Origin of the sequence: Streptomyces pseudogriseolus, assembly GCA_002154585.1 — a bacterium.
Classification (GTDB): Bacteria; Actinomycetota; Actinomycetes; order Streptomycetales; family Streptomycetaceae; genus Streptomyces; species Streptomyces pseudogriseolus.
Map to the genome: position 1 here is coordinate 1 of MUNG01000202.1, position 25,525 is coordinate 25,525.

The 25,525-nt window shown below is 73.7% G+C and carries 25 protein-coding genes; 12 read left to right on the forward strand and 13 right to left on the reverse strand.

Annotation, left to right across the window (positions count from 1 at the left end; translation table 11 throughout):
- Together CCN29_RS19020 and CCN29_RS19025 are read right to left on the reverse strand one after the other, a co-directional pair.
- Positions 1-984, reverse strand: a 984-nt coding sequence (locus CCN29_RS19020; protein WP_143661344.1) for a maltotransferase domain-containing protein, incomplete at its 3' end; no start/stop codon positions are given.
- A gap of 73 nt (positions 985-1,057) precedes the next feature.
- Entirely contained in the window at positions 1,058-1,360 is a 303-nt protein-coding gene (locus CCN29_RS19025) for a DUF5133 domain-containing protein (RefSeq protein WP_031019368.1), read from the reverse strand.
- A 356-nt stretch (positions 1,361-1,716) separates the two neighbouring features.
- On the opposite strand from CCN29_RS19025, the gene CCN29_RS19030 reads away from it, so the two are divergent.
- A complete protein-coding gene (locus CCN29_RS19030) occupies positions 1,717-2,229 on the forward strand; it encodes a hypothetical protein (protein WP_006134113.1) in 513 nt (170 codons plus the stop codon).
- The gene (gene glgX / locus CCN29_RS19035; protein WP_086683268.1) at positions 2,226-4,370 is read left to right on the forward strand and encodes a glycogen debranching protein GlgX; all 2,145 of its coding nucleotides are present in this window, start codon (positions 2,226-2,228) and stop codon (positions 4,368-4,370) included. Before CCN29_RS19030 ends, glgX begins: the two co-directional genes overlap by 4 nt.
- 21 nt (positions 4,371-4,391) lie before the next feature.
- On the opposite strand, the gene CCN29_RS19040 is transcribed toward glgX, so the two are convergent.
- Positions 4,392-5,195 (reverse strand): VOC family protein, encoded by an 804-nt coding sequence (locus CCN29_RS19040; RefSeq protein WP_006134115.1) that lies wholly within the window; start codon positions 5,193-5,195, stop codon positions 4,392-4,394.
- A gap of 251 nt (positions 5,196-5,446) precedes the next feature.
- Here CCN29_RS19040 and CCN29_RS19045 point away from each other — a divergent pair, with 251 nt between their 5' ends.
- The gene (locus CCN29_RS19045) at positions 5,447-5,767 is read left to right on the forward strand and encodes an ANTAR domain-containing protein (protein WP_203586580.1); all 321 of its coding nucleotides are present in this window, start codon (positions 5,447-5,449) and stop codon (positions 5,765-5,767) included.
- A gap of 4 nt (positions 5,768-5,771) precedes the next feature.
- Here CCN29_RS19045 and CCN29_RS19050 read toward each other — a convergent pair whose 3' ends face one another.
- Positions 5,772-6,566, reverse strand: a complete 795-nt coding sequence (locus tag CCN29_RS19050; RefSeq protein WP_006134117.1) for an RNA polymerase sigma factor SigF — start codon at positions 6,564-6,566, stop codon at positions 5,772-5,774.
- Positions 6,567-7,020: 454 nt separating this feature from the next.
- Here CCN29_RS19050 and CCN29_RS19055 point away from each other — a divergent pair, with 454 nt between their 5' ends.
- Positions 7,021-7,542 carry a hypothetical protein gene (locus tag CCN29_RS19055; protein ID WP_006134118.1) on the forward strand — a complete coding sequence of 174 codons (522 nt, stop codon included), beginning with the start codon at positions 7,021-7,023 and terminating at the stop codon, positions 7,540-7,542.
- A gap of 19 nt (positions 7,543-7,561) precedes the next feature.
- Here CCN29_RS19055 and hemC read toward each other — a convergent pair whose 3' ends face one another.
- The 3 genes from hemC to CCN29_RS19070 form a co-directional block, all read right to left on the reverse strand.
- On the reverse strand, positions 7,562-8,497 hold the full coding sequence (gene hemC / locus CCN29_RS19060) for a hydroxymethylbilane synthase (RefSeq protein ID WP_086683270.1): 936 nt from the start codon (positions 8,495-8,497) through the stop codon (positions 7,562-7,564).
- A gap of 107 nt (positions 8,498-8,604) precedes the next feature.
- A complete protein-coding gene (locus tag CCN29_RS19065; protein WP_086683273.1) occupies positions 8,605-9,381 on the reverse strand; it encodes an NPP1 family protein in 777 nt (258 codons plus the stop codon).
- Positions 9,382-9,567: 186 nt separating this feature from the next.
- A complete protein-coding gene (locus CCN29_RS19070) occupies positions 9,568-10,548 on the reverse strand; it encodes an ATP-dependent DNA ligase (RefSeq protein WP_086683300.1) in 981 nt (326 codons plus the stop codon).
- 146 nt (positions 10,549-10,694) lie between these two features.
- On the opposite strand from CCN29_RS19070, the gene CCN29_RS19075 reads away from it, so the two are divergent.
- From CCN29_RS19075 to CCN29_RS19090, 4 genes are all read left to right on the forward strand, one after another.
- A complete protein-coding gene (locus CCN29_RS19075) occupies positions 10,695-11,198 on the forward strand; it encodes a MarR family winged helix-turn-helix transcriptional regulator (protein ID WP_006134123.1) in 504 nt (167 codons plus the stop codon).
- A 70-nt stretch (positions 11,199-11,268) separates the two neighbouring features.
- A complete protein-coding gene (locus tag CCN29_RS19080) occupies positions 11,269-11,676 on the forward strand; it encodes a DoxX-related protein (protein ID WP_006134124.1) in 408 nt (135 codons plus the stop codon).
- Positions 11,673-12,140 carry a peroxiredoxin gene (locus CCN29_RS19085; protein WP_086683275.1) on the forward strand — a complete coding sequence of 156 codons (468 nt, stop codon included), beginning with the start codon at positions 11,673-11,675 and terminating at the stop codon, positions 12,138-12,140. Before CCN29_RS19080 ends, CCN29_RS19085 begins: the two co-directional genes overlap by 4 nt.
- Positions 12,141-12,207: 67 nt before the next feature.
- The gene (locus CCN29_RS19090; protein WP_006134126.1) at positions 12,208-14,571 is read left to right on the forward strand and encodes a SpoIIE family protein phosphatase; all 2,364 of its coding nucleotides are present in this window, start codon (positions 12,208-12,210) and stop codon (positions 14,569-14,571) included.
- Between the two features lie 27 nt (positions 14,572-14,598).
- Here CCN29_RS19090 and CCN29_RS19095 read toward each other — a convergent pair whose 3' ends face one another.
- Positions 14,599-15,207: a DNA polymerase ligase N-terminal domain-containing protein gene (locus CCN29_RS19095; protein ID WP_006134127.1), complete on the reverse strand. Its 609-nt coding sequence runs from the start codon at positions 15,205-15,207 to the stop codon at positions 14,599-14,601.
- Between the two features lie 53 nt (positions 15,208-15,260).
- Positions 15,261-16,091, reverse strand: coding sequence for an aldo/keto reductase (locus tag CCN29_RS19100; protein WP_086683278.1), 831 nt, complete (start codon positions 16,089-16,091; stop codon positions 15,261-15,263).
- Between the two features lie 182 nt (positions 16,092-16,273).
- Here CCN29_RS19100 and CCN29_RS19105 point away from each other — a divergent pair, with 182 nt between their 5' ends.
- Positions 16,274-17,248: a TauD/TfdA dioxygenase family protein gene (locus tag CCN29_RS19105; RefSeq protein WP_086683281.1), complete on the forward strand. Its 975-nt coding sequence runs from the start codon at positions 16,274-16,276 to the stop codon at positions 17,246-17,248.
- 7 nt (positions 17,249-17,255) lie between these two features.
- Here the strand turns inward: CCN29_RS19105 and CCN29_RS19110 are convergent, their stop codons facing one another.
- The 3 genes from CCN29_RS19110 to CCN29_RS19120 form a co-directional block, all read right to left on the reverse strand.
- Positions 17,256-18,761 (reverse strand): metallophosphoesterase family protein, encoded by a 1,506-nt coding sequence (locus CCN29_RS19110; protein ID WP_086683284.1) that lies wholly within the window; start codon positions 18,759-18,761, stop codon positions 17,256-17,258.
- A gap of 89 nt (positions 18,762-18,850) precedes the next feature.
- Entirely contained in the window at positions 18,851-19,606 is a 756-nt protein-coding gene (locus CCN29_RS19115; RefSeq protein WP_086683288.1) for a dienelactone hydrolase family protein, read from the reverse strand.
- Positions 19,607-19,664: 58 nt separating this feature from the next.
- On the reverse strand, positions 19,665-20,285 hold the full coding sequence (locus tag CCN29_RS19120) for an L-threonylcarbamoyladenylate synthase (RefSeq protein WP_031019333.1): 621 nt from the start codon (positions 20,283-20,285) through the stop codon (positions 19,665-19,667).
- 163 nt (positions 20,286-20,448) lie between these two features.
- On the opposite strand from CCN29_RS19120, the gene CCN29_RS19125 reads away from it, so the two are divergent.
- From CCN29_RS19125 to CCN29_RS19135, 3 genes are all read left to right on the forward strand, one after another.
- Complete coding sequence (locus CCN29_RS19125) at positions 20,449-21,939, forward strand: PucR family transcriptional regulator (RefSeq protein ID WP_086683291.1); 1,491 nt, start codon at positions 20,449-20,451, stop codon at positions 21,937-21,939.
- 256 nt (positions 21,940-22,195) lie between these two features.
- A complete protein-coding gene (locus tag CCN29_RS19130) occupies positions 22,196-22,972 on the forward strand; it encodes an alpha/beta fold hydrolase (protein WP_006134134.1) in 777 nt (258 codons plus the stop codon).
- 275 nt (positions 22,973-23,247) lie between these two features.
- A complete protein-coding gene (locus CCN29_RS19135) occupies positions 23,248-24,903 on the forward strand; it encodes a catalase (RefSeq protein WP_086683294.1) in 1,656 nt (551 codons plus the stop codon).
- 21 nt (positions 24,904-24,924) lie between these two features.
- On the opposite strand, the gene CCN29_RS19140 is transcribed toward CCN29_RS19135, so the two are convergent.
- Positions 24,925-25,525, reverse strand: a 601-nt coding sequence (locus CCN29_RS19140) for a fructosamine kinase family protein (protein ID WP_086683297.1), incomplete at its 5' end; no start/stop codon positions are given.

Sequence of the window (25,525 nt, forward strand, 5' to 3'; positions counted from 1 at the left end):
GAACCACTCGGGGTGCTTGTGCACCCACGGGTGGTCGGGGGAGCACTGCAGGGCGAAGTCCAACGCGACTTCCATGCCGAGGTCGCGGGCGCGGGCGACGAAGCGGGTGAAGTCCTCCAGCGTGCCCAGTCGCGGGTGGACGGCGTCGTGGCCGCCCTCGGGGGAGCCGATCGCCCACGGCACGCCGACGTCGTCGGGGCCGGCGTCCAGGGTGTTGTTCGGGCCCTTGCGGAAGGTGGTGCCGATGGGGTGGATCGGGGGGAGGTAGACGACGTCGAAGCCCATCGCGGCGATCGCGGGCAGCCGGCGGGCGGCGGTGTCGAAGGTGCCGTGCGGCTGCTCCGGGGTGCCCTCGGAGCGGGGGAAGAACTCGTACCAGGAGCCGTACAGGGCGCGTTCCCGTTCGACGAGCAGGGGGAGCGGCTCGCTGCTGGTGACCAGCTCCCGCAGCGGATGCCGGGCCAGCACCGCGTCCACCTCCGGCGTCAGCGCCGCCGCCAGCCGGGTGGCACAGGGCAGGGTGTCGTCGCGCAGGGTCTCGGCCGCCGCGAGGATCACGTCCTGTCCGGCGTCGCGCGGCACCCCGGCCGCGGCGCGCGCGAACAGGTCGCCGCCCTCCTCCAGGACCAGCCCGGTGTCGATGCCGGCCGGGACCTTGACGGTGGCGACGTTCCGCCAGGTCGTCACCGGATCGCCCCAGGCCTCGACGCGGTAGGTCCAGTGGCCGGGCGCGTCCGCGGCCACCTCCGCGCCCCACCGGTCCGTGCCCGGCGCGAGCTCCCGCATCGGCGTGAACGGACCCGGACGCCCCTCCGGGTCCTTCAGCACCACGTTGGCGGCCACCGCGTCGTGCCCCTCCCGGAACACGGTCGCCGTCACCTCGAACGCCTCGCCGACGACGGCCTTCGCCGGCCGCCTGCCGCGGTCGACGCACGGCCGGACGTCCCGTACCGGGACGCGACCGATGGTCGGGGTCGTCTTCATGGGCCTGTGCACCTCCGCCGCTCGCGATGTCCGGGCAGGCGCCCGGGCGTGGGACCACATGGAGGCGGGAAGGTCATTGCCTTCCCGCCGGAGAACGCCGCTCGACGGCGGGCGGGCCCCGTCGGACCGTGGCGGCCGGACGGGGCCGGTCGTTCTGTTCCTGCAGATAGGTGACGAGCGTGGTGCGCAGATACTTCTCCGCGGCGTCGGCCGCCTCCCGCGCGCAGCGCTTCCCCATCAGCACGCAGAGGGTGTAGCCGGAGTCCTCGAAGGTCGCCCGCACCGTGTGGTCGGTGGGGGCGGCCAGCATCACGCGTTCCCAGGCCCGGTAGCGGCGCAACTGCCGGGCAACTTCGGCTTTTGCGGGTAGCAGCATGCGCCGTTCACCTTTCCGGGGCTCGATGGGTGCGCGTTGTCCCGACGGTCGGGCGGAGCCGTGCGCACCGGTGCACGGACCCGTAACGGCGATCGAGGTCTTCACTCATGGTGCGCGGACAGTGACCCAACGTCTTGTTGGAATTTCAACCACCGGTCCGGGGTGAGCGCGCAGGTCACAGGCTTCAGGAATGCTCAGATGCGGTCCCACCTGTCTCCCGTGCGCTCGTGTTGCACGAATGGACCAACCCCCTCAGTCTGAAGGTGACTCAGAAGCGACACCCGCTCACGTTCCGTGTCCGGGGGCCCGTCCGCCGGACGGGAGGAGCGCGAGCTTCGCGGTGAGGAGCCACGACGATGAAGACCGCAGTGCCCTGCTACTACCACCTCGACGTGGAAGTCAGCCCGGAGAGGGTGGGACAGGTCAGCCGGATACTGGCCGCTCACCTCCGGTTCTGGGACCTGGAGAACCTCATGGAGCCCGTCTGCGGCGGCACCGAGATGCTGCTCCGCGCCATCGACGAGCACGCCACCGACAAGAACACCTCCATCGAGATGTGGTGGAACGGGCAGCACCTGATCACGGCCATCGCGGACAACGACCGCGCCCTGCGCCCCGACCAGGAGCTGCGCGGCTGCCTCGAGCACCTCGCCGCCAGCAGCGACGGATGGGGCTGCTGCGCCACCGAGACCGGCAGCAAGGTGATCTGGTTCTCGCAGCGCGCCCGGGCCGGCGAACGCGTGCCCCTCGTCCCCACCACGCCCGACCCGCGCGAGAGCGAGGGCCTGGACCTGCCCCGCGAGGTGAGCGTCTCCACGGTCACCGCCCAGGTCCGAACGCCCGGCGGCCTCCTGGAGGAGGTCCGGTGACCCGGCGACACGACCGGAAAGGGGCGCCCGCCTGGAGCGGGCGCCCCTACCCGCTGGGCGCCTCCTACGACGGCGAGGGCACCAACTTCGCGCTGTTCAGCGAGGTCGCCGAACGCGTCGACCTGGTCCTCGCCGACGACGACGGCCGGCACCGCACCGTGCGGCTCACCGAGGTCGACGGCTTCGTCTGGCACGGCTACCTCCCCGGCGTCGGACCCGGGCAGCGCTACGGCTACCGCGTGCACGGCCCCTGGGCCCCGGCCGCCGGCCACCGCTGCAACCCGGCGAAGCTGCTGCTCGACCCGTACGCCACCGCGGTCGACGGCCAGATCGACAACCACCCCTCGCTGTACGAGCGGAACCCGCACGGACCCGACCCGGCGGACAGCGCGGGCCACACCATGCTCGGCGTGGTGACCGACCCCGCCTTCGACTGGGGCGACGACAGCCGCCCCTGCCGCCCCTACTCCGACACCGTGATCTACGAGACCCACGTCAAGGGGCTGACCCGCACCCACCCCGACGTCCCGCCCGAACTGCGCGGCACCTACGCCGGCCTGGCGCACCCGTCGGTGATCGGGCACCTCACCTCGCTCGGCGTCACCGCGGTGGAGCTGATGCCCGTGCACCAGTTCGTCCAGGACGGCGTGCTCCAGGGCCGCCACCTGGCCAACTACTGGGGCTACAACACCATCGGCTTCTTCGCCCCGCACAACGCCTACTCCGCCCACGGCACCCGGGGCCAGCAGGTCACGGAGTTCAAGGAGATGGTCAAGGCGCTGCACGCGGCGGGGCTCGAGGTGATCCTCGACGTCGTCTACAACCACACCGCCGAGGGCAACGAGAAGGGCCCCACCCTCTCCTTCCGGGGCATCGACAACTCCTCGTACTACCGCCTGGTGGACGGCGACTGGCGGCACTACTACGACACCACCGGGACCGGCAACAGCCTGCTGATGCGCCACCCGTACGTGCTCCAGCTCATCATGGACTCGCTGCGGTACTGGGTCACCGAGATGCATGTCGACGGGTTCCGCTTCGACCTCGCGGCCACGCTGGCGCGGCAGTTCCACGAGGTGGACCGGCTGTCGGCGTTCTTCGACCTGATCCAGCAGGACCCGGTGATCAGCCGCGTCAAACTGATCGCGGAACCCTGGGACGTCGGCGAAGGCGGCTACCAGGTCGGCAACTTCCCGCCCCTGTGGTCGGAGTGGAACGGCAAGTACCGGGACGCCGTACGGGACTTCTGGCGCGGCGAGGACCACACCCTCGGCGAGTTCGCCTCCCGGCTCACCGGCTCCTCCGACCTGTACGCCCACCACCGGCGCAGGCCCCGCGCCAGCGTCAACTTCGTCACCGCGCACGACGGTTTCACCCTGCGCGACCTGGTCTCGTACAACGACAAGCACAACGAGGCCAACGGCGAGGACAACCAGGACGGCGAGAACGACAACCGGTCCTGGAACTGCGGCGCGGAGGGCCCGACCCGCGACCCGGCCGTCCGGGAACTGCGAGCCCGGCAGCAGCGCAACTTCCTGGCCACCCTGCTGCTGTCGCAGGGCATCCCGATGCTCTCCCACGGCGACGAACTGGGCCGCACCCAGGGCGGCAACAACAACGCCTACTGCCAGGACAACGAGGTCAGCTGGATCGACTGGAAGCTCGGCGAGGACCAGCGCGGGCTGGTGGACTTCACCCGCCGGCTGATCGCCCTGCGCCGGGACCACCCGGTGCTGCGCCGGCGCCGGTTCTTCCGGGGCGAGACCCCGCGGAACGCGGACCAGCCGCTGCCCGACCTGGTGTGGCTGGCGCCGGACGCGCGGGAGATGAGCGACGACGACTGGACCCGTTCCGACGCGCACTCGGTCGGCGTGTTCCTCAACGGCGACGCCATCGCCGAACCGGACCCGCGCGGCCGGCCCGTCGTCGACGACTCGTTCCTGCTGCTGCTCAACAGCCACTGGGAACCGGTCGGCTTCCGGCTGCCGGACGCCGTCTACGGCGAGCGGTGGACCGCGCTGATCGACACCGCCGACCCGGACGGCACCCCCGACGAGGCGGAGCGCAAGGCGGGCACCCGGCTGACCGTGGACGCCCGCAGCCTGGTGCTGCTGTCCCGCCCGTCCCGCGCCGCGCGGTGACCGGGCGGCCCCGGGGAGGCGTCAGTGCTCGCGGCGCGAGGTGACCGTGAAACGGGCGCCCTCGTTGTCGCGCAGCACCGCCTCCTCGGGGTCCAGGGACAGCACGCTGCCCCCGTGCTCCTCGGCGGCGCGGGCGCAGGCCGCCACGTCCACCACGGTGAAGTGGACCTGCCAGTGCGGCCGGATCCGCGGGTCGGGCGCCGACCCCAGGGCCCCCGAGGTGATGCGCGCGACCACGTCACCGTCGCTGCGCAGCACCACCTCCTCGCCCTCGTAGTGCACCTCGCAGCCGCCGGGCCGGCCGGAGGCCCAGTCGAACACCTCGCCGTAGAAGATCGCCGCGTCGAAGGCGTCCCGGGTGTGCAGCCGGACGAACGCCAGCTGCGCCCGGCGCCAGGTGGGCCAGTCGGAGAACAGCTCGCCCTCCCACACGCCGAACGTCGCCCCGTCCCGGTCCGCGAGCAGCGCGGCACGCCCGGGCGGCAGCGAGATGGGGCCCACCGCGGCGGTCCCGCCGCGCTCCTGCACCCGCGCCGCCGCTTCGTCGGCGCTGCGCACCGCGAAGTACGGCGTCCACGCCACGGCCATCTGCCACATGCCGGCCACGGCGGCGATCCCCGCCACCGGCCGGCCGTCCGCCAGGGCGACGCGGAACTGGTCGCCCAGCCGCATGGGACGCCACTCCCAGCCCAGGACGGCGCTGTAGAACCCCTCGGTGGTCTCGAGGTCGCGGCTGGTCAGGCTCACCCAGCAGGGCGCTCCGTACACGGCGTGCGTCGAGACGACGCCCGTGGAGCCGGCGGAGGAGGTCATGTCGTGGTTCATAGCGGTCGCGTCCTGATCTTCGTCGGCCCGGCAGCCACCCGGATGGCACCAGTGTCCGCGCGGCACATGCCCGGGCGCCTGCCGAGTACCCCGGCGGCGGCACCGAAACGGTGACCCCGGCCACCCGCGGGCCACCCCGGTGGCAGGGGGCGGTCCGAGTGGCGACCATGGAGGGATCGGACACTGGGTGAAGGCACTCAAGCACTTGGCGCAGGCGCCGGGAGAGCGGCACACCGGAACCGGAGGTGACCATGCCCACGGACGGGGGCGCGGACCGGATCCTCCAGCTGGAGGAGGAAGTCCAGCAGCTGAAGGACGCGGTCGTCTCGCACGCGGTGGTCGACCAGGCCATCGGGATGATCGTCGCGCTCGGGCGGGTCTCGCCCGACCAGGGCTGGACGGTGCTGAGGGAGGTGTCCCAGCGGACCAACATCAAGCTCCGCAGCATCGCCGACATGATCCTCGTCTGGGGCCGCACGGGCGCCCTGCCCGCCGAGGTCCGCACGGTCCTCGAGGAGACCCTCGACCGGCTCGGCCCCACCCGCCTCCCGGACGTCCCGCCGGAGCCCTGAGCGCTCAGCAGGCGTCCGCCGACGCCAGCTCCTCGCGCACCTGGGCGAAGCAGCTGCTCAGCAGCCGGGAGACGTGCATCTGGGAGATGCCCAGCTGGTCGGCGATGCCGCTCTGCGTCATCCCCTTGAAGAAGCGCAGATAGAGGATGAGCCGCTCCCGCTCCGGCAGCGCCTCCAGGCACGGCCGCACCGCCACCCGGTCCACGACGGCGTCGTACGCCGGGTCGGGGCCGCCGATCGAGTCGCCAAGGGCGTACCCGTCGGTGCCCGGCATCTCCGCCTCCAGCGAGAGCGCGGAGAAGCACTCCAGGGCCTCCATCCCGGTACGCACCTCGTCCTCCGTCAGCCGGGTGTGCGCGGCGATCTCGGCGACCGTGGGCGCCCGCCCCGGCGCGGTCTGCGCCAGCTCCTTGGCCGCGGTACGCACCCGGTTGCGCAGGTCCTGCACCCGGCGCGGCACATGCAGGGTCCACATGTGGTCGCGGAAGTGGCGCTTGATCTCACCGGTCACGGTCGGCACCGCGTACGCCTCGAAGGCGTTGCCGCGGGCCGGGTCGTAGTGGTCGACGGCCTTCACCAGACCCAGGGCCGCCACCTGGTACAGGTCCTCCAGGGCCTCTCCGCGCCCCCGGAACCGGACGGCGATGCGCTCGGCCATCGGCAGCCACGCCGTGACCAGCTCGTCGCGCAGCCTCCGGCGCTCCGGCCCGTCGGGCAGACCGGCCAGACGCTCGAAGGCACGGGCCGTCTCCGGGGCGTCGTCATGGGAGTGGGGCTTCCTGGGACTCGCGGTACGCATCACGCGCGCACCTCCCTGAGCGGGTGCCGGATGGACAGAACACGGACGTGCCTCCTGTCCGAAGCACTGAGAATTCCTTTCCCGGTGCGCCGCGATTTCAAAACGGCTCCGCGGAAAACCGTCGCAGGCGCCGCCCGTTGAATTCCGAAATGCGCACGCTGTGAAATCGAGAGAATTCGCGGCGTGAAAAGCGGAAGGCCGGGGCGCGGGCGGCGGACCGGGCGGGCGGAGCGCGGGCGCGGAGCGCCGCGGGTGCGCGGGTGATCACCACGGTGAACGTGATGTACGGCACGCCCCCGCGGCGCGCCGGAGTCCTTGCCGGGCGATTCCTCCTGCGCAGCGCTTGATCGGCGATCAGATGGGGTGAACTGCCTGACCACAGCGCATTCCGCTCATTTGACAGTGCGCTGAGCCCACAGATAGGAAGCAGCGGACAGAAGTCGAGAGGTGCACTGTGTACGAGCCGAACGTGGTCGGGGACTGGCAGGAGTACGACGAGCATGCCGGTCTGCGGGTCCGCGTCCACCGTCTGGAAGCGGGCGAGCCGCCGCGCGGGCGGGACGACGCCGCCGAAGGGCTGGCGTACTTCCGGGTCCGGGTGACCGTGGAGAACCGGGGCGAGCGCCCCGTGTGCATTCATCTCGAGGACGGCCAGATCGACGTGCGCACCGGCCCCGACGGCGAGAGCGCGTTCATCGACTGGCGCAACTCGCAATTCATCGAGGGATTCGACGTCTATCCGCTGCGCCGCGCCACGGCCGTGGTCTACGCGGCCGCGCCCGAGGCGTCGCTGGCGCAGGTCGACGTCCAGGTGCAGGTGCGCGCCGACGAGGAGTGGGCCGGGCGCCGGCTGTGGACGGGCGGCGTCGGCGTGCTCGAACCCGCGCCGGGCGCGACGGCCGGGGCGGCCCGGGAGAGCCTCGCCCAGCAGGTGAGCCTGTTCCTCCAGGAGCAGGCGGAGGAGGGCACCGCCTGACCCGCCCCCGTCGGGAGGATCAGTGCGGGATGCCGTCGATGACCTCACGGGCGCCCTGACGCAGCAGCGCCACCGCGACCGAGGTGCCGAGCGTCGCCGGATCCAGTCGCCCCGCCCATTCGTGGGCGTTCAGCCGGGTCTTACCGTCCGGGGTGAACACGCAGGCACGCAGGGACAGTTCACCGCCGCCGTCCACGCGGGCGAGCCCGGCGATCGGGCTGTTGCAGTGTCCCTGGAGGACGTGCAGCAGCATGCGCTCGGCGGTGGTCTCGCGGTGCGTGCCGGGGTGGTTGAGGACGGCGACGGCCTCGATCAGACCGGTGTCGCCCTCCCGGCACTGGAGGGCGAGGACGCCCGCGCCGACCGGCGGCAGCATCACGTCCGGGGACAGCACCTCGCTGATCGCGTCGCTGCGGCCGATCCGCTCCAGACCGGCGGCCGCGAGCAGCAGCGCGTCCACATCGCCCTCGGCCAGCTTGGCCAGCCGCCGGTTGGCGTTCCCGCGCAGCGGCACGCACCGCAGATGCGGATGGGTGGCGGCGAGCTGCGCGACCCGGCGCACCGACGAGGTCCCGACGCGGGTGCCGGGCGGCAGCTCGTCCAGAGTGAGACCGTCCGGGTGCACCAGCGCGTCGCGGACGTCGTCCCGTTCCAGGAACGCCGCGAACACCGTGCCCGCCGGAAGCGGCCGGTCCGCGGGGACGTCCTTCACGCAGTGCACCGCGAGATCCGCCTCGCCGGCCAGCAGTGCGGCGTCCACCTCCTTGGTGAACGCGCCCTTGCCCTCGACCTTCGACAGGTCGCCCAGCCACTTGTCCCCGGTGGTGCGCACCGGGACGACCTCGGTGCGCATGCCGGGGTGGGCTGCGGTCAGCTCCGCGCGGACACGCTCCACCTGGGCCAGGGCCATGGGCGAGTCGCGGGAGACGATACGGATCAGTTCGGGGACGGCCATGCCGTCACGATAGACCCCCGCCGACCTTCCCGTGCCGGGGGCACCGTGTCGTGCCCCCGGACGTCAACTCGCCCATGACGGTCATGTGTTCGGATCGGGGGCGACGCTCACCCGTTGTGGTCGAAGGGGATGCCGGACGGCTTGGCGGCGGCGAGGTGGGAGGCGAAGCTGCCGTCCTTCAGGCCGAAGTGGGCGCTGCCGAAGTCGTGCGCGACCAGCTTCTCGCGCAGACCCGGCGGATAGCCGTTCCAGCCGACCAGCGGCGGGTACTGCCAGGCGCCCTTGTGGTTCTCCGGCGGCTCGTCGCCCGCGCCCGCCAGGCGGAAGCAGTGGGTGCTGATGCCGTCCTTGTGGTAGACGACCTTCGCGTGGGTGCCCTCGAAGCGCACCGACGAGCGGGGGTGGATCGTGAACGAGCCGTGGTTGGACGTCGCCACGTACTGCACGGTGTCGTTCTGCACCCACACCACCACGTGCTCCCAGTCGTGGCGGTGGCCGCCGAGACTCACGCCGGGGAGCGCCTGGTCCTTCTCGAAGTAGAGCGCGTAGACCACGGCGCACCAGCCGTTGTTGCACTCGGCGCGCGCGTAGCTGTTGGTGTTGTCCAGGTCGGACGCGTCACGGCAGTTGCCGTTGAGGGCGCCGGTCGGGTTCAGGCCGGGGTTGACGGTGCCGTCCGGTCCGATGGCCGCGGAGGAGTAGCAGCCGTCGGTGTCGTAGTCGAAGGCCGGCTGGTAGGTGCTCTCCAGGGCGTCGGCGTTCGCGGGGAGCGCGGGCGGGGGAGCGGCGAAGGCCGTGGCGGGAACGGCGACGACCAGGGCGGCCGCACCGGCCAGGCCGGTCAGCCATCTCCTGACGTGCGTACGGGACGTGCTCGGTGACACTGCGTCCTCCTCGGGACAGGCGCAGCCCAACTGCTGTGGGGGGCCGGGGAGTCCACAGCATCCCGGTCAGACGTGCGCATGCCAAGAGGGGATCGGGGTGCGGGCGGGGAAATGTCGGTGTCGACGGCGGGAAGCGCGGGTGTCGGCGCGGGAGCGCGGCCCGGGCCGGGCGGGGCCGCTCCCGGGTCACGCCGGGTCGTCGGGGAGGTCGGCCGCCGCGTCCTCGGGCGCCAGGTCCGGCCGGAGCCGCAGCCAGGACGGCTGGCGCAGCATCCCCTCCCGGGTGCGCGTGCTGTAGCGCACCTCGCCGACCAGCCGGGGCACCACCCAGCGCGCGCCCGGGACGGCCGGCGGCGGGTCGAAGGGGCACACGTCGGTCGCCGCGGCCTTCAGCAGCGCGGCCAGCTCGGTGCGTTCGGTCTCGCTCCAGCCGGTGCCCACCCCGCCCACGTAGCGCAGCCGGCCGGCCGCCCGCTGCCCGACCAGGACCGCGCCCGGCAGCCCGGTCAGCCGGCCCTTGCCCGGCAGCCAGCCGCCGACCAGCACGTCCTCGCTGCGCATGTTGCGGATCTTGATCCAGGCGCGGGAGCGGACCCCGGGCTCGTACACGGAGTCCAGCCGCTTGCACACCAGGCCCTCAAGGCCGTGCTCGGCCGTGGCCCGCAGGGCCTCGGCGCCGTGCCCCACGAGCGCGGCCGGTGTGGACCAGGACGGCCCGTCCAGCCCGAGGCCGAGCAGCTCCTCCCGGCGGCGGACGTACGGCTCGCGGAGCAGTGGCCGGCCGTCGAGGTGCATCACGTCGAAGAGGATCAGATGCACCGGCACCGTCTCGGCCCGGCGGGCCGCGCGGGCGGGGGAGTGGGCCAGGCCCATCCGCGACTGGAGCAGCTGGAAGCTGGCCCGCCCCTCCGCGTCGAGGGCGAGGATCTCTCCGTCCAGCACGGCGGACCGCGACCCGAGCGCCGTCGCCAGCGGACGCAGCTCGGGATAGGCGCCGGTGATGTCCTGGCCGGACCGGGCGCGCAGCACGACGCCGCCGTCGCCCGCGAGGTACACCACCGCCCGCTGCCCGTCCTGCTTGGTCTCGTATGCCCAGCGCGCGTCCGCCGACGGGGGCGGCAGCCGGCCGGGCGTGGCGAGCATGGGCGGGATCAGCGGCAGGGTCACGGGTGAGGTGTGGACGCGGCCGCCCGGCTCCACGCGTCCGGCCTCGCGGTTTCGCCCGAAAGGGGCGGCCGGGTGGCCGGAGCGGAATGCTCCGTTCCTCACCGCTCACTTGATTGAGTTACGCAATGAGATGGTAAAGTGCGGCCATGTCCACACCCCCTCCCTCCGACGTCACCCCCTCCCCGGAGGTGGTCGAGATCGAGCGCGCGCTGTACCGCATCACCTACCTCAGCTCGCGCGCCCGGCAGCACGAGCGGCTGATGGCCGCGGCGGGCGTGCCGCTGGACCGGGCCGGGGCGGCGCTGCTGCGGAAGATGGCCGACGCCGAGCCGATGCGGCCGGGGGAGCTGGCCGCGCGCCTGGGGGTGGAGGCATCGCACGTCACGCGCACGGTGCAGCACCTGGAGCGGTCCGGCCACGTCGTCCGCGTCCCCGACCCCGACGACCGCCGCGCCCAGCGCATCGAGCTCACCGACGCCGGCCGGGACGCCGTCGCCCGCATCCGCGAGACCGGGGTCCGGGGCATGCAGGCCGCCCTCGCCGCCTGGTCCCCGCAGGACCTGCACACGCTGGCCACGCTCTTCCACCGCATGGTCGACGACTTCCTCGCCCACTCGGCCGGCATGGACACCCCGTCCCCGGCGGACTGAGCCCCACCCTCCCGTGCCGCTCCCTCCTTACCGTCCGGTAACCTGCGCGGCAGTCACCGGAGGAGGAACCGTGTCACGGTCCGCACGCTCACCCCTGCTGCTCGCCGGCCTGCTGGCCGCGGCCGGCACCGCCCACTTCGCCGCGCCCCGGCAGTTCGACCACATCGTCCCGCGCTCCCTGCCCGGCTCGCCCCGCTCCTGGACGTACGCCAGCGGCGCCGCCGAGCTCGCGCTGGCCGCCGGACTGGCGCTGCCCCGTACCCGCAGGACCGCCGCCCTGGCCGCTGCGGCGTTCTTCGTCGGGGTGTTCCCCGCCAACGTGAAGATGGCCGTCGACTGGCGGCACCGCCCCGCCCCCCAGCGGGCCGCCGCCCTCGGCCGGCTGCCGTTGCAGGTGCCGCTGGTGCTGTGGGCGCGCGGCGTCGCCAAGGCCGCCGGAAACGCCGGAACGGCCGGCAGCACGGAGGGAAGGGCATGAGCGCGCGCGTGGACAAGGGCGCCACGGTCGAGGACTTCGCCGCGCCGGACGAGACCGGCACCGTACGGCGGCTGTCCGAGATGCTCGCCGACGGCCCGGTGGTGCTGTTCTTCTACCCGGCCGCCCTGAGCCCCGGCTGCACCGCCCAGGCCTGCCACTTCCGCGACCTCGCCGCCGAGTTCGCCGAGGTCGGCGCCCGCCCGGTCGGCGTCAGCGCGGACCCGGTGGAACGCCAGGCCGAGTTCGCCGGACGGCACACCCTCGGCATGCCCCTGCTGTCCGACGCCGACGGCGCGATCCGCGAGATGTTCGGCGTGAAGCGGGGCATCTCCGTGGCCCCGACCAAACGGGCCACCTTCGTCATCGGCCAGGACCGGACCGTGCTGGAGGTCGTGCGCAGCGAGCTGCGCATGAACACCCATGCCGACAAGGCGCTCGCCGCTCTGCGCGCCCACCGGGGCTGAGGCGGCCCGCACCCCGGACGCACCCGCCGCGGTTGAGAGGCGACGGCCGCGGGACGATGCTGGACGAATGGACGACTCCTCCGCCGCGCTGGTCGTCGATGCCCGCGGCGTCGTGACGGGGTGGAGCGAGGGGGCCCGGCGGCTGACCGGGTTCTCCGCCGACGAGGCCGTGGGACGTCCCGTGCGGGACCTGCTCGCCGAGGAGCCGGGCGGCGGGGCCGTGCCCGGCCGCCCGCCCCTGCCCGTGGGAGTCGTCACCGTGCGTCACCCCGACGGCCGCACGGTGACGCTCCGGCTCACCGTCTGCCCCCTCGCCGGACCCGGCGACGAGGACGCCGGGTACGTGATCACCGTCGCCGACGTGGGTGAGCGGGAGACGTCACTGGCCGGCCGGGTCTTCGAACAGTCGTCCCTGCCCCTGTCCGTGTGCGACACCGAGCAGCGTTTCGTCCTGCTGAACGCCGCCGCCTGCGAGGCGATGGGCGGCTCCGAGGAGTCCCTGCTCGGCCGGACCTTCCTGGACGTGACGGGCCTCAGCGACGGCACCCGCGCCATCGACCGGCACATGCGCCTGGTCGCCGAGACCGGCCGCCCGATGCGCGACGAAACCTACAGCCAGGCCGCCGCCGACCCGGACCAGCAGGCGTGGGACGTGGAGATGTGGCCGCTGCGCGACACCGCCGGCCGGGTGGTCGGCACCGCGCTGGCCGGCCTGGACAGCACCGAGCAGCACCACGCCCGGCGCCGGCTGGCCCTGCTCGACGACGCCACCACCGCCCTCGGCACCACCCTCGACGTGGTCCGCACCGCCGAGGAACTCGTGGCGCTGCTCGTGCCGTCCTTCGCCGACTTCGCCGCCGTCGACCTGCTCGACTGGGTGCTCGACGCCGAGGCGCCCCCGCTGCGCGGCGACCTCGACATCGTGATGCGCCGCGTCGCGCACGCCTCCGCCGGCCCGGACGCGCCCGTCACGGTCGTCCCCCTCGGCCGCACCGACGTCTACCCGCCCTACTCGCCGCCCGCCCAGGCGTTGCACGGGGGTGCGGCGGTGCTCGCCCGGACGGGCGAGCCGGACTTCGACCGCTGGATGGCCGAGCGAGGCGCGCAGTCCCTCCGGAGGACGGCCCGGAGGGCGGCGACACCGCCCCCCGGCATCCACACGGAGCTGGCCGTGCCGCTGCGCGCCCGCGGCACCACGCTCGGTGTCGCGGTCGCCGTCCGCAACGTCCGCCCCGGCGCGTTCACCGAGGACGACGCCGTCCTGGCCGAGGAGATCGCCGGACGGGCCGCCGTGTGCGTGGACAACGCCCGCCGCTTCGCCCGGGAGCGCGCCACCGCCCTGACCCTCCAGAACAGCCTGCTGCCCAAGGTGCGGCCCGGGCAGGCCGCCGTCGAGATCGCCCACCGCTACCTGCCCACCGCGTCCGCCGCGGGCATCGGCGGCGACTGGTTCGACGTCATCCCGCTGTCCGGGACCCGGGTCGCCCTGGTCGTGGGGGACGTCGTCGGACACGGCATCCCCTCCACGGCCACCATGGGCCGGCTCTGCACGGCCGTGCGCACCCTCGCGGACGTCGACCTGCCGCCCGAGGAACTGCTCACCCACCTCGACGACCTGGTCACCCACCTCGCCGCCGACGACCGCGACGACGTGCCGGAACTCGGCGCCACCTGCCTGTACGCCGTCTACGACCCCGTCTCCCGCCGGCTTGCGGTCGCCGCCGCCGGGCACCCCGCCCCCGCCCTGCTGATGCCCGACGGGACCTGCCGGCTCGTGCCGCTCAACGCGGGCCCCCCGCTGGGCGTCGGCGGCATGCCGTTCGAGGCGACCGAGCTGGAGCTGCCGGAGGGGTCCGTCGTCGCCTTCTACACCGACGGGCTCGTCGGCGGCCGCGACCGCGACGTCGACCACGCCACCCGGGAGCTCTGCCGCGCCCTCACGGTGCCCGCGGAGTCGCTGGACGCCGTGTGCGACGTCGTGCTGAAGCACGTGCTGCCCGAGGAGCCCGGGGACGACGTCGCCCTGCTGCTCGCCCGCACCCGCGCCCTGGGCGCCGGGCAGGTGGCCACGCGGGACGTCGCCGCGGACCCCGAGGAGGTCGCCGCCGTGCGGCAGTGGGCCCTCGACCGGCTGGCCGTCTGGGGCCTGGACGACGTCTCCTTCGTCACCGAACTGGTGGTCAGCGAGCTGGTCACCAACGCCATCCGCTACGGGGAGCCCCCGATCCGGCTGCGGCTGATCCGCGACCGCACCCTCATCTGCGAGGTCACCGACGCCAGCTCCACCTCGCCCCATCTGCGCCGGGCGCACGCCTTCGACGAGGGCGGCCGAGGACTGCTGCTGGTCGCCCAGCTCACCCAGCGCTGGGGGAGCCGGCAGGCGGACGGCGGCAAGACCATCTGGGCGGAACAGGCCCTGCCGCGCCGCTGACCGGCGGGGCCCCGAGGCCCCTGGAGGTCAGCCGTCCTCCTGGGCGACCTGCGCGAGCGTCCGGCCCGTACGGGCGGAACGGGCCCGGCGGGGGTCCGGCGCGCCCCGCCCGCCGGACCCGCCCTTGGCCGCGCGCACCAGCAGCCACGCCTCCTCGCCGTCGTCCCCGCCCCGGAAGCGGGTGAGGGCGTACTCGCCGCGCAGCTTCGAGCCGTGCAGCCGGAACGTGGCGTGGCCGCGCTCCAGCGACTCGGCGAAGTCCACGGCCCGGCCCCGGCGGTCGTGGCTCAGCGGCTCGTACGTGCCGTGGTCCCAGACGATCACCGTGCCGCCGCCGTACTCGCCGCGCGGGATGACGCCCTCGAACTCCTCGTACTCCAGCGGGTGGTCCTCCGTCGGCACGGCGAGACGCCTGTCCCGCGGGTCGGCGGACGGGCCCTTCGGCACCGACCACGACTTCAGCACGTCGCCCACCTGGAGCCGGACGTCGAAGTGCATCCGGCGGGCGTCGTGGATCTGCACCACGAACCGCGGCCGGGCGGACCCCGCCTCTTCCCGGGCCCCGCCGCGCGGCTCCCCGGTCCGGTCGAAGTGCCGCCTGCCGTGGTAGTCCCCCAGCCGGTCCGGTCCGCCCACCGCGCCGCTCCCTTCGCCGCCGCCTGTCGTACGCGAGGGGCCCGGGTACCCGGTCAGAACTCCTCGTGCACCTCCGGGTCGCCGCCGATCCGCCGGTGCGCCCGGTCCGAGACCGTCCGCATCTGGGCGTCGTCCAGCTCGAAGCCGAACACGTCCAGGTTGGCGCGCTGCCGGTCCGGGCCGGACGACTTGGGCACCGGCACCGCGCCCAACTGGACGTGCCAGCGAAGCACCGCCTGCGCCGGGGTGACGCCGTGCGCGTCGGCGACGGCGGCCACCGCGAGGTCGTCCAGCAGCCGCGAACCGCGGCCCAGGGGGCTCCAGCTCTCGGTGAGCACGCCCTTGTCCGCGTGGAAGGCGCGCAGCTCCTCCTGCGGGAAGAACGGGTGCAGCTCGACCTGGTTGACCGACGGCAGCACCCCGGTCTCCTTCTCCAGCCGCTCGATGTGCGCGGGCGTGAAGTTGGAGACGCCGATCGAACGGACCAGACCGTCCTCCCGCAGCTTGATCATGGCTTTCCAGGAGTCGACGAACCGGCCGACGCGGGGGAGCGGCCAGTGGATCAGGTACAGGTCGACGTACTCCAGGCCGAGGCGGGCGCGGGACTCCTCGAAGGAGGCGAGGGTCTCCTCGTAGCCGTGGTGGCGGCCGGGGAGCTTCGTCGTCACGACGATCTCCTCGCGCGGGACGCCGGCGGCGGCGACGGCCCGGCCCACGCCGGCCTCGTTGCGGTAGTTGGCCGCCGTGTCGATCAGGCGGTAGCCGGCCCGGAGGGCGGCGGTCACCGCCCGCTCCGCCTCGGCGTCGTCCATCGGCCAGGTGCCCAGGCCCAGGGCGGGGATCGTGGTGCCGTCGTTGAGGGTGTGCTGCGGGATGCTGATCACGGGAAGGGCCCTCCGGTCGCGGTGTCGTCCTCCCAGCGTCGGCCACGGCGGGGCCGGTGATCAACCGGACGGGACCGGCGCGCCGCCCGGCGCCCTGTCGCCAGGGCCCCCTTCCCCTGCCACGATCTCTCCGAAAGCCGGTCCGTCCGGGGCCGGCGGGTACGAGCGACGGAGTGGGACGCATGACGACGGACAGCCGCGCCGGGACCGGCCGGGAGCACACGGGGACGGTGGAGGTGCGCCCCGCGGCGGGGCACATCGGGGCCGACGTCACTGGCGTGGATCTCGCCGGGGACCTCGACGAGGGGACGGTCGCCGCGATCAGGCAGGCGGTGCTGCGCTGGAAGGTGGTCTTCTTCCGCGGCCAGCGCCTCGACCACGCGGCGCATGTGGCGCTGGCCCGGAGGTTCGGCGAACCGGTCGTCCTGCCCCGCCGGGGTTCCGCCTCCCCCGCGGACTTCCCCGAGATCGAGACCACCGCCGACCGCCTGGAACTGGGCGGCCGCTACGGCATGGACCACGACGAGTGGCTGCGGCGGCGCCGCCACACCGTGCTGCGCGGCTGGCACTGCGACCACGGCGCCCGCGTCGACCCGCCCGCCGCGACCATCCTGCGCGCCGAGACCGTGCCGCCCTACGGCGGCGACACCACCTGGGCCAACCTGGCCGCCGCCTACGCCGGACTCTCCGCCCCGGTACGGGAGTTCGCCGACCGGCTGCGCGCCGAGCACCGGCTGGGCGTGGGCTACCAGCCCCGGCCCGGCGACGACGCCTACGTACGCCACCTGCTGGACCACCAGACCGCCACCGAGCATCCGCTGGTGCGCGTCCACCCCGAGACCGGGGAGCGGATCCTGTTCGTCAACGGCTACTACGTCGAACAGATCACCGGCCTGTCCCGCCCCGAGAGCCGGGCGGTCCTGGAGATGCTGCTGGAGCAGGCCACCCGGCCCGAGTACACCGTGCGGCTGCGCTGGGAGCCGGGCACCGTCGCGTTCTGGGACAACCGGGCCGCCATCCACCTCGCGCCCGCGGACACGGCCCACCTCGGCCACCCGCGGATCATGCACCGCGTGATGCTCGCCGGCGACGTCCCGGTGGGCGTCGACGGCACGCCTTCCCTGCCCCTCACCGGCCCCGCGCCCGGACGGTGGTGACCCGCCCTCACGTCAGCGGGACGGTCACCTCGTCCTCCACGGGCGGGGCGACCTCCTGCGCCCGCTGTCCGGTCGCCGCGAAGCAGCGCAGCCTGAGCTCCGTCGGACTCACGTCGATCCGCAGGAACGACTTGAAGAACGGCGGGCTGTACGTGGCCGAACCGGGCGAGAACAGCGACTGGTACGCCTTGCGCACCGGCAGCCGCAGCCGCTTGCCCCGGTCCGGCCGGCGTCCGGTGCCCAGCAGCCCCGCGACCAGCCGCATCCGGCGTGTCACCCGGGCCGGCGCGCCCGGCGCGCGGGTCGGCCCGATGCCCAGGCGCTCGGCGATCACCGCCGCCGCCTCCGCCTCGGTCAGCGAGAAGAACCGGCGCAGCCGCGTCCGCCGCCCGTAGAGGGCGCTGTAGAAGGCGAGGGAGTCGCCGCGCAGCGGATAGCAGCGGAAGTCCGCCTCGGTGACCCCGGCGACGTCCACCCGGGGGATGGTGTGCGTGGCGTGCGTGAACGCCCCGCCGCCGCCCGCCACCACGTACTGAAGGGTGCGGCCGTCGTCCAGACGCACCGGGTAGCGCTGGTAGTTGTGGATGTCGCCGCCTATCGCGGCCACGTACCGGTGGGCGGGGTCGCGGACGATGTCGTCGACGGTGCCGCCGCCCTCGATCGGACACGGGTGGCGGGCGCCGTCCACGTACAGGGGCGAGCCGGTCACCAGGATCTTCGGGCGCGGGTCGCGGGACACCTCGCGCAGCCAGGCGCCCTGTTCGGCGTCGAGTGCGCCGAGCAGTCCGGTGTCGATGCCGACGATCCGTACCGGCCCGGCGTCGATCGCCCAGTACGGGCCCGGCTGCACGGCCCGCTGCGCGGGGGAGGAGCGCAGCTTCCGTGCCTCGTCGAGGTGTGCGCCGTCGCCCGGGCGGGGCCGGTGCCAGAGCAGGGACCGCAGCCAGGCCCGGGTGAGGGGGCGCGGGGCGGGGCCGGGCGGCAGCGGCCCGGCCGCGTCGCAGAAGACCCGCATGAAGCCGGCCAGGTCCTCGTACCAGTCGTGGTTGCCGGGTATCGCGTAGACCGGCGCCTGGTAGTCCTGGTACGGCCGGAAGAACTTGGGTCCGTAGTCGTCGGCGCCGCCCACCGGGTAGATGACGTCGCTGGCGAGCACGGCGAACGCGGTGTCCCGGCCCTCCTTCAACAGGCCGGGCACGACCGCGTACTGGGGCTCGCCGCCCTCGCCGGTGTCGCCGATCACCAGGAACGAGAAGCGGTCCGGGTCGTCGCGCCGGATCACGCGGTCGGCGGGCGCCCCGTCCGCCGCCGCCCGGGCCGCCCAGCGGGCCCTGACCTCCCCGGTGGGGTCGCCGAACCAGGAGGCCAGGACGCCGTTGCGGGCGGCCCACAGATGTCTCGGGTTCAGCCAGGAGATCTTCTCCGCCTGGCGCGGCACCAGCCGCAGATACTCACCGCGTGCGGAGGCGCCCCAGCCGGCGCCCTCGGCGGTGTCGCGTGATGATTCGGACACGTGTGCACCGTAACAACGGTGCGGTGCGCGGACGGTGGGCGGGGCCCGTCACCAACCTGTGGCCGTGTCCGCCGAGTTGGGGCGCCGGGTCAGAAGGTGCGGTCCAACAGGTTCAGCAGCGCCGCCCGGTGACGCTCGTCGGCCTTCTCGTCGTACGACGCCGTGTCGGACTGGGTGTAGCCGTGCGCGGCCCCCTGGTACACCTCGCAGCGGTGCCGGACGCCCGCGTCCGTCAGGGCCCTCTCCAGCCGCTCGATCTGCTCCGGCGGCAGCGACGGGTCCTCGTCGGCGTGCCCGAGGTACACCTCGGCGGTGATGCGCGGCGCCGCCAGGTGCGGGCTGTGAGGGTCGTCGGTCGCCAGCCGCCCGCCGTGGAACCCGGCCACCGCCGCCACCCGGTCCGGGAACGCGCCGGCCGCGCGCAGCGCCAGGCCCGCGCCCATGCAGTAGCCGACCAGCGCCACCGGCCCGTCCGCCGCCTCCGGCAGCTCCGCCAGGTACCGCAGGTACGCGCCCGCGTCGGCCGTCGCGCGCTCCGGCGTCAGCTCCTGCAGCGCCGGACGGAGCAGGCGGAACAGCTCCCCGCGCGCCTCGCCGTCGATGAAGCCGGGCAGCTCCACCACCGGGGCCGGACCGCGCCGGTGGAAGAGGTTCGGCACCAGCACCGTGTACCCGGCCCGCGCCAGGCCGTCGGCGGCCTCCCGCACCGTCGGGCGCACCCCGAAGGCGTCGGTGAAGCAGAGCACCGCCGGCCGGGGCGCGCCGTCCGCCGGACGCGCCAGGTACGCGTCGGCCGTCCCGTCCCCGGTGGGGACCTGGACCCCGGTCCCCGCCACGTCCGTCATCTCCCGGTTCCCTTCCGTTGTCCGTTGTCCGTTGTCAGAAGTCCGTCACCGGCGGCCGTCACTCGAAGCGCGAGACGTCGCCCGCGCCCACCCGCACGACCTCCGCCTCGCCACCGGAGAAGTCGATCACCGTGGTCGGCTCGGTGCCGCAGTCCCCGGAGTCCAGCACCGCGTCCACCACGTGGTCGAGACGGTCCTTGATCTCCCAGCCCTGGGTCATCGGCTCGTCCTCGCCGGGCAGCAGCAGGGTGCTGGACAGCAGCGGCTCGCCCAGCTCCTCCAGCAGCGCCTGGGTGACCACATGGTCGGGGATGCGCACGCCGACGGTCTTCTTCTTGGGGTGCTGGAGCATGCGCGGCACCTCCTTCGTCGCGGGCAGGATGAACGTGTAGCGGCCCGGGGTCGACGCCTTCACCGCGCGGAAGACGTCGTTGTCGATCCGTACGAACTGGCCGAGCTGCGCGAAGTCACGGCACACCAGGGTGAAGTGGTGCCGGTCGTCCAGCTTGCGGATGGTGCGGATCCGGTCGATGCCGGTGCGGCTGCCCAGACGGCAGCCGAGCGCGTAGCAGGAGTCCGTGGGGTACGCGATCAGCGCGTCGTCGCGGATGGCGGCGGCGATCTGGCCGATGGTGCGCGGCTGGGGGTTGTCGGGGTGCACGTCGAAGTACTTGGCCATTCACCGAGCTTATGCCGCCCGCGTCCCGCGCCGCGGACCGCGGGCCCCGCGTCACCCTCCGGAGGAGGACCCGGCCCCGTCGCGCCGGGATGAGCCGCGCCGACCCGTGGGGTAACGTCCCCCGTCCGGGCCACAGGGCGAGGAAGACGAGGGGAAGGCCGAGGTGACGGGCGGAAAGGACACGGCGCACGGGACGGCGACGGAGGCGGCGGGGCGTCCCGACTGGGCGCGTGAACTGCTGGAGCACCTGCGGCCGGCCGGGCGTGACGTCCGCCGGGTCGTGGACTGGCTGGCCGGCGCGGTGCGCGCGGAGGTGACCCTGCGCGACGAGGCCGGCGCGACGCTCGCCGGGACCCCGCTGCCGCTGGACGAGACCCTCGCCGCGGACGTCGCTTCGGGACGGATCGCGTCCGCCGCGTGGGACGGGGACGGACGCCATCTGCGCCTGGTGCGCGTCGGGCACCCCACGGGAGCCTGCGTGCTGGCCGTCTCCCGCGGGGAACCCTTCGACCGGCACGCCTCGGACGTCGTCACTCACACCGCACAGGTGATCGAACTCCTGCTCACCGCCCACGAGACGCAGGCGGCCGGCGTCCGGCTCCGCAGAGCCACCGCCGACCTGCGGCTGGCGATCCTCCAGCTGCTGATGGTCGAGGACACCGTCTCCGCGCGGCGGGTCGCCGCCGGACTCTGGCCGGGCCTGCTGGACGCCGACACCGCCTGCGTCTACGTGCTGGAGTCCGACCCCGCCCTGCGCGACCGGTTGGCCGCCGAGTGCATCGAACGCACCCGCGACCAGGCGCTGGTGGTGCGCTGCCCGGCCATGGACGGCCATGTGATCGTCCTCAGCCCGCGCGAGGCCACCGCCGGCGACCTGCGGTCCCTGGTGGAACGTCACCCCGACACCTTCGTCGGCGGCAGCGTCTGGCAGAGCCTGGCCCGCACCGCCACCGCCTACGGACAGGCCGTCAGCGCGCTGGCGGTGGCCCGGTTCCGGCAGGACAAGACGGCGGTGTACGCCGAGCGCACCCACCCCGAGCGGCTGATGGACCCCGCCGCGCTGCGCACCTGGGCGGCTCGGGTGCTGCGCCCGCTCGACGCGCTGCCCCACCACACCCGCGCCGAACTGCTCGCCACCACCCGGCTCGGCCTGGAGTTCACCGCCGTCGCCACCGCCAAGGTCCTCGGCGTCAGCCGCAACACCGTGCGCGCCCGCATGGACCGCGTGGAGTCCATGCTCGGCGTCGACTTCGACGACGTGACCGTACGGGCCGTGGTGCATCTGGCGCTGCACACCCAGATCAACCTGCTGGACGGTCAAGGGCCCGCCGGTTCCGCCGCGAGCGCGCGGTGTCTGACCGAGCTGCTGTCCGGACCGGCCGTCACCTCCTGGGCGCGGCAGCTGCTGGGCCGCCTCGACGACGACCCGCGCAACGTGCGCCGCACCCTGCGCACCTGGATCGCCGCCGGGGCCAACGCCGAGCGGGCGGCACAGACCCTCGGCGTGCACGCCCAGACCGTGCGCGAGCACGTACGCAGTGCGGAACCGGTCCTGGAACGGCAACTCCTGGCCGCCGGGACCGATCTCTACGAGGTCGCCCTGGCCCATCTGGCGGTCGGCGAGCTGGAACAGCCGCTCTTCGCGGGGGAGTGAACGGGGCGATTCGGACTCACCTGTGCACAGGTGAGTGCCGTGGACCCGCGCAGCGGGCATCGGCGCGGTACACAGACGCCCCTCGCCTTGCATAGTTTCGAGCCACGGCGGGGGCACGACCGGAACGGGGGACCGGTCGCGCTCCCGCTCTTCGTCGTGCCCGCGGACGCCCTCCGGCCGCCGTGCGCTGTCGCCCGGACCCGCCCGCCGGTAGCCTACCCACCGGTAACGCAGGTACTCCGAAGGCGAGGCCCCCATGGCGCGGTTCACGGTCGACGGCGCCGAACTGGCCTACGACGACGAAGGCCCCCGCGACTCCCCGAGCACCCCGCTGGTCCTCATCCACGGCTGGACCGCCGACCGGCACCGCTGGGACCACCAGACGGCCCACTTCTCCGCACACCGCCGCGTGATCCGCCTCGACCTGCGCGGACACGGCGAGAGCACCGGCGCGGGCGCGCCCACCATCGACGCCCTCGCCCGGGACGTCGTCGCCCTCCTCGACCACCTCGGCGTCGGCCGCTTCATTCCCGTCGGCCACTCCATGGGCGGCATGACCGCCCAGACCCTCGCCCTCACCCACCCCGAGCGGGTGGAACGCCTCGTACTGGTCAACTCCATCGGCCGCATGACGTACAGCCGGGCGCGCGGCCTGCTGATGGCGGCGTCCACGCTGGCGCCGTTCAAGCTGTTCGTCGCCGCCAACATCCGGCGCGCCTTCGGGCCCGGCCACCCCCGCGACGAGGTCGAGAAGTACATCCGCGCCTCGGCGGCCACGCCCCGCGAAGTGGTCATGACCCTGTACGCGGCGATGCGCGCCTTCGACGTCCTCGACCGGGCCGGCGAGATCCGCGTGCCGACCCTCATGGTGCACGGCTACCACGACGTCCAGCTGCCCGTACGGCAGATGCTGCGCCTCGCCAAGGGATACCCCGACGCCGAGATCCGCGTCCTGGACGCCGGGCACGAACTGCCCCTGGAGCGGCCCGCCGACCTCACCGCCGTCCTGGACCGCTTCCTCGCCCGCCCGTAGCCCGCGCACCCCGGACCGTCACGCTCCGCGGTGCTCCGGTCGCCGCCCGTGCCGATCGGGGGCAGCATGGGCCCCGTACGCGCGCCGCCGACGGGACGCCACCGCGGCCGGGCGCACGCCGCCCCGGCCCGGGCCGTGAACGGGCCGCGCACGCGTGCATGACGCCGCGGCGCCGGGTACCCGGGCCGCCCGCCAGGACCCGGCCGATCGGCCCGGAGCCGCCGTGCCCCGGCCCGTCACCGACCGAAAGCAGCAGCGCAAGGAGCCCATCGCACATGACGGACACCTCGAGCCAGGGCCCCGCCACCGGCGACGACCGCAAGGTACTCACCAACCGGCAGGGCCACCCGGTCTACGACAACCAGAACCAGCGCACCGTCGGCTCCCGCGGCCCGGCCACGCTGGAGAACTACCAGTTCCTGGAGAAGATCAGCCACTTCGACCGGGAACGCATCCCCGAGCGCGTCGTGCACGCCCGCGGCGTCACCGCGTACGGCTACTTCGAGGCCTACGGCACGTGGGGGGACGAGCCGGTCTCCCGCTACACGCGCGCCAAGCTGTTCCAGGAGGCGGGCAAGCGCACCGACCTCGCCGTCCGCTTCTCCACCGTCATCGGCGGCCGCGACTCCTCCGAGGCGGCCCGCGACCCGCGCGGCTTCGCCGTGAAGTTCTACACCGAGGACGGCAACTGGGACCTCGTCGGCAACAACCTCGGCGTCTTCTTCATCCGCGACGCCATCAAGTTCCCCGACGTCATCCACGCCCTCAAGCCCGACCCGGTCACCTTCGAGCAGCAGCCGCGCCGCATCTTCGACTTCATGTCGCAGACGCCCGAGTCGATGCACATGCTGGTCAACCTGTTCAGCCCGCGCGGCATCCCGGCGGACTACCGCCACATGCAGGGCTTCGGCGTGAACACCTACAAGTGGGTCGACGCCGAGGGCAACACCAAGCTGGTCAAGTACCACTGGATGCCCAAGCAGGGCGTGCGCTCCATGACCGAGGAGGACGCGGCCAACGTCCAGGCGCAGGGCCTCGGCCACGCCACCAAGGACCTCTACGAGGCCGTCGCGCGCGGCGACCACCCCGAGTGGGAGCTGCTCGTCCAGATGATGGACGACCACGAGCACCCCGAGCTGGACTTCGACCCGCTGGACGACACCAAGACCTGGCCCGAGCAGGACTTCCCGCCCAAGCCGGTGGGCCGCATGGTGCTGAACCGGATGCCGGACAACTTCTTCGCCGAGAACGAGCAGATCTCCTTCGGCACCGGCGTCCTCGTCGACGGCCTGGACTTCTCCGACGACAAGATGCTCGTCGGCCGCACCTTCTCCTACAGCGACACCCAGCGCTACCGGGTCGGCCCCAACTACCTCCAGCTGCCGGTCAACCAGCCCAAGCACGCGCAGGTGCGCACCAACCAGCGCGACGGCCAGATGGCCTACCACGTGGACGGCGGGGACAACTCCCACGTCAACTACGAGCCGTCGATCACCGGCGGCCTCCGTGAGGCCCACTACCCGACGCACGACGAACAGGGCCCGGAGATCCGCGGCCGGCTCACCCGGAAGCGGATCGAGCGCACCAACGACTACCTCCAGGCCGGCCAGCGCTACATGCTGCTGGAGGACTGGGAGCGCGACGACCTGGTGAAGAACCTCACCGGCATGGTGGCGCAGTGCGACCGGCCGGTGCAGGAGCGCATGGTGTGGCACTTCCTGCTGGTGGAGAACGACCTGGGCCGCCGGGTCGGCGAGGGCCTCGGCATCGTGCCGGAGGACGTCGCCCACCTGGAGCCGCTGGAGGGCCAGACCCTCACCGAGGAGGACCGCAAGCGGCTCGCCAACCTCGGCGACAACCCGCCGCGCGACGTGACGGGGCTGACCATGACCCACTGCGTGCCCGACGAACGGCACGTGGTGACCCGCTGACGCTCACGGAGCCGCTGACGCTCACAGCGACAGGGCGGACCGGGCGGCGGCCAGCGCCTGCCCGGCGTAGCCCCGCCCGAACAGCACGGCGTGCACCAGCAGCGGGAACAGCTGGTGCACGCCGACGCGCGCCCGCCAGCCCTCGGCGAGCGGCGCCGCCGCCTGATAGCCCTCCAGCACGGCGTCCAGCAGCGGGCAGCCGAACAGCGCCAGCATCGCCAGGTCGGTCTCCCGGTGCCCGCCGTGCGCGGCCGGGTCGATGACCCGCACCCTGCCGTCCGCGCCCCACAGCACATTGCCGTTCCACAGGTCGCCGTGCAGCCGCGCGGGCGGCTCGGCGGGACCCGCGAGATCCGGCAGCCGTGCGCAGACCCGCTCGACCACGTCCGCCTCGCCCGCGTCCAGCGTGCCCGCGTCGACCGCCCGGCGCAGATACGGCAGCACCCGGTGCTCCGCGTACCAGACGGGCCAGTCGTCGCCGGTGACGTTGCGCATCGGGGCGAGCCCGATGAACGCCTCCACCGGCCCGCCCGGCGGCGGCGCCCCGAACGCGGGCGCCCCGGCCGCGTGCAGGCCCGCCAGCTCACGCCCGAACCGCAGCGCCGTCTCCCGGCCCGGCCGC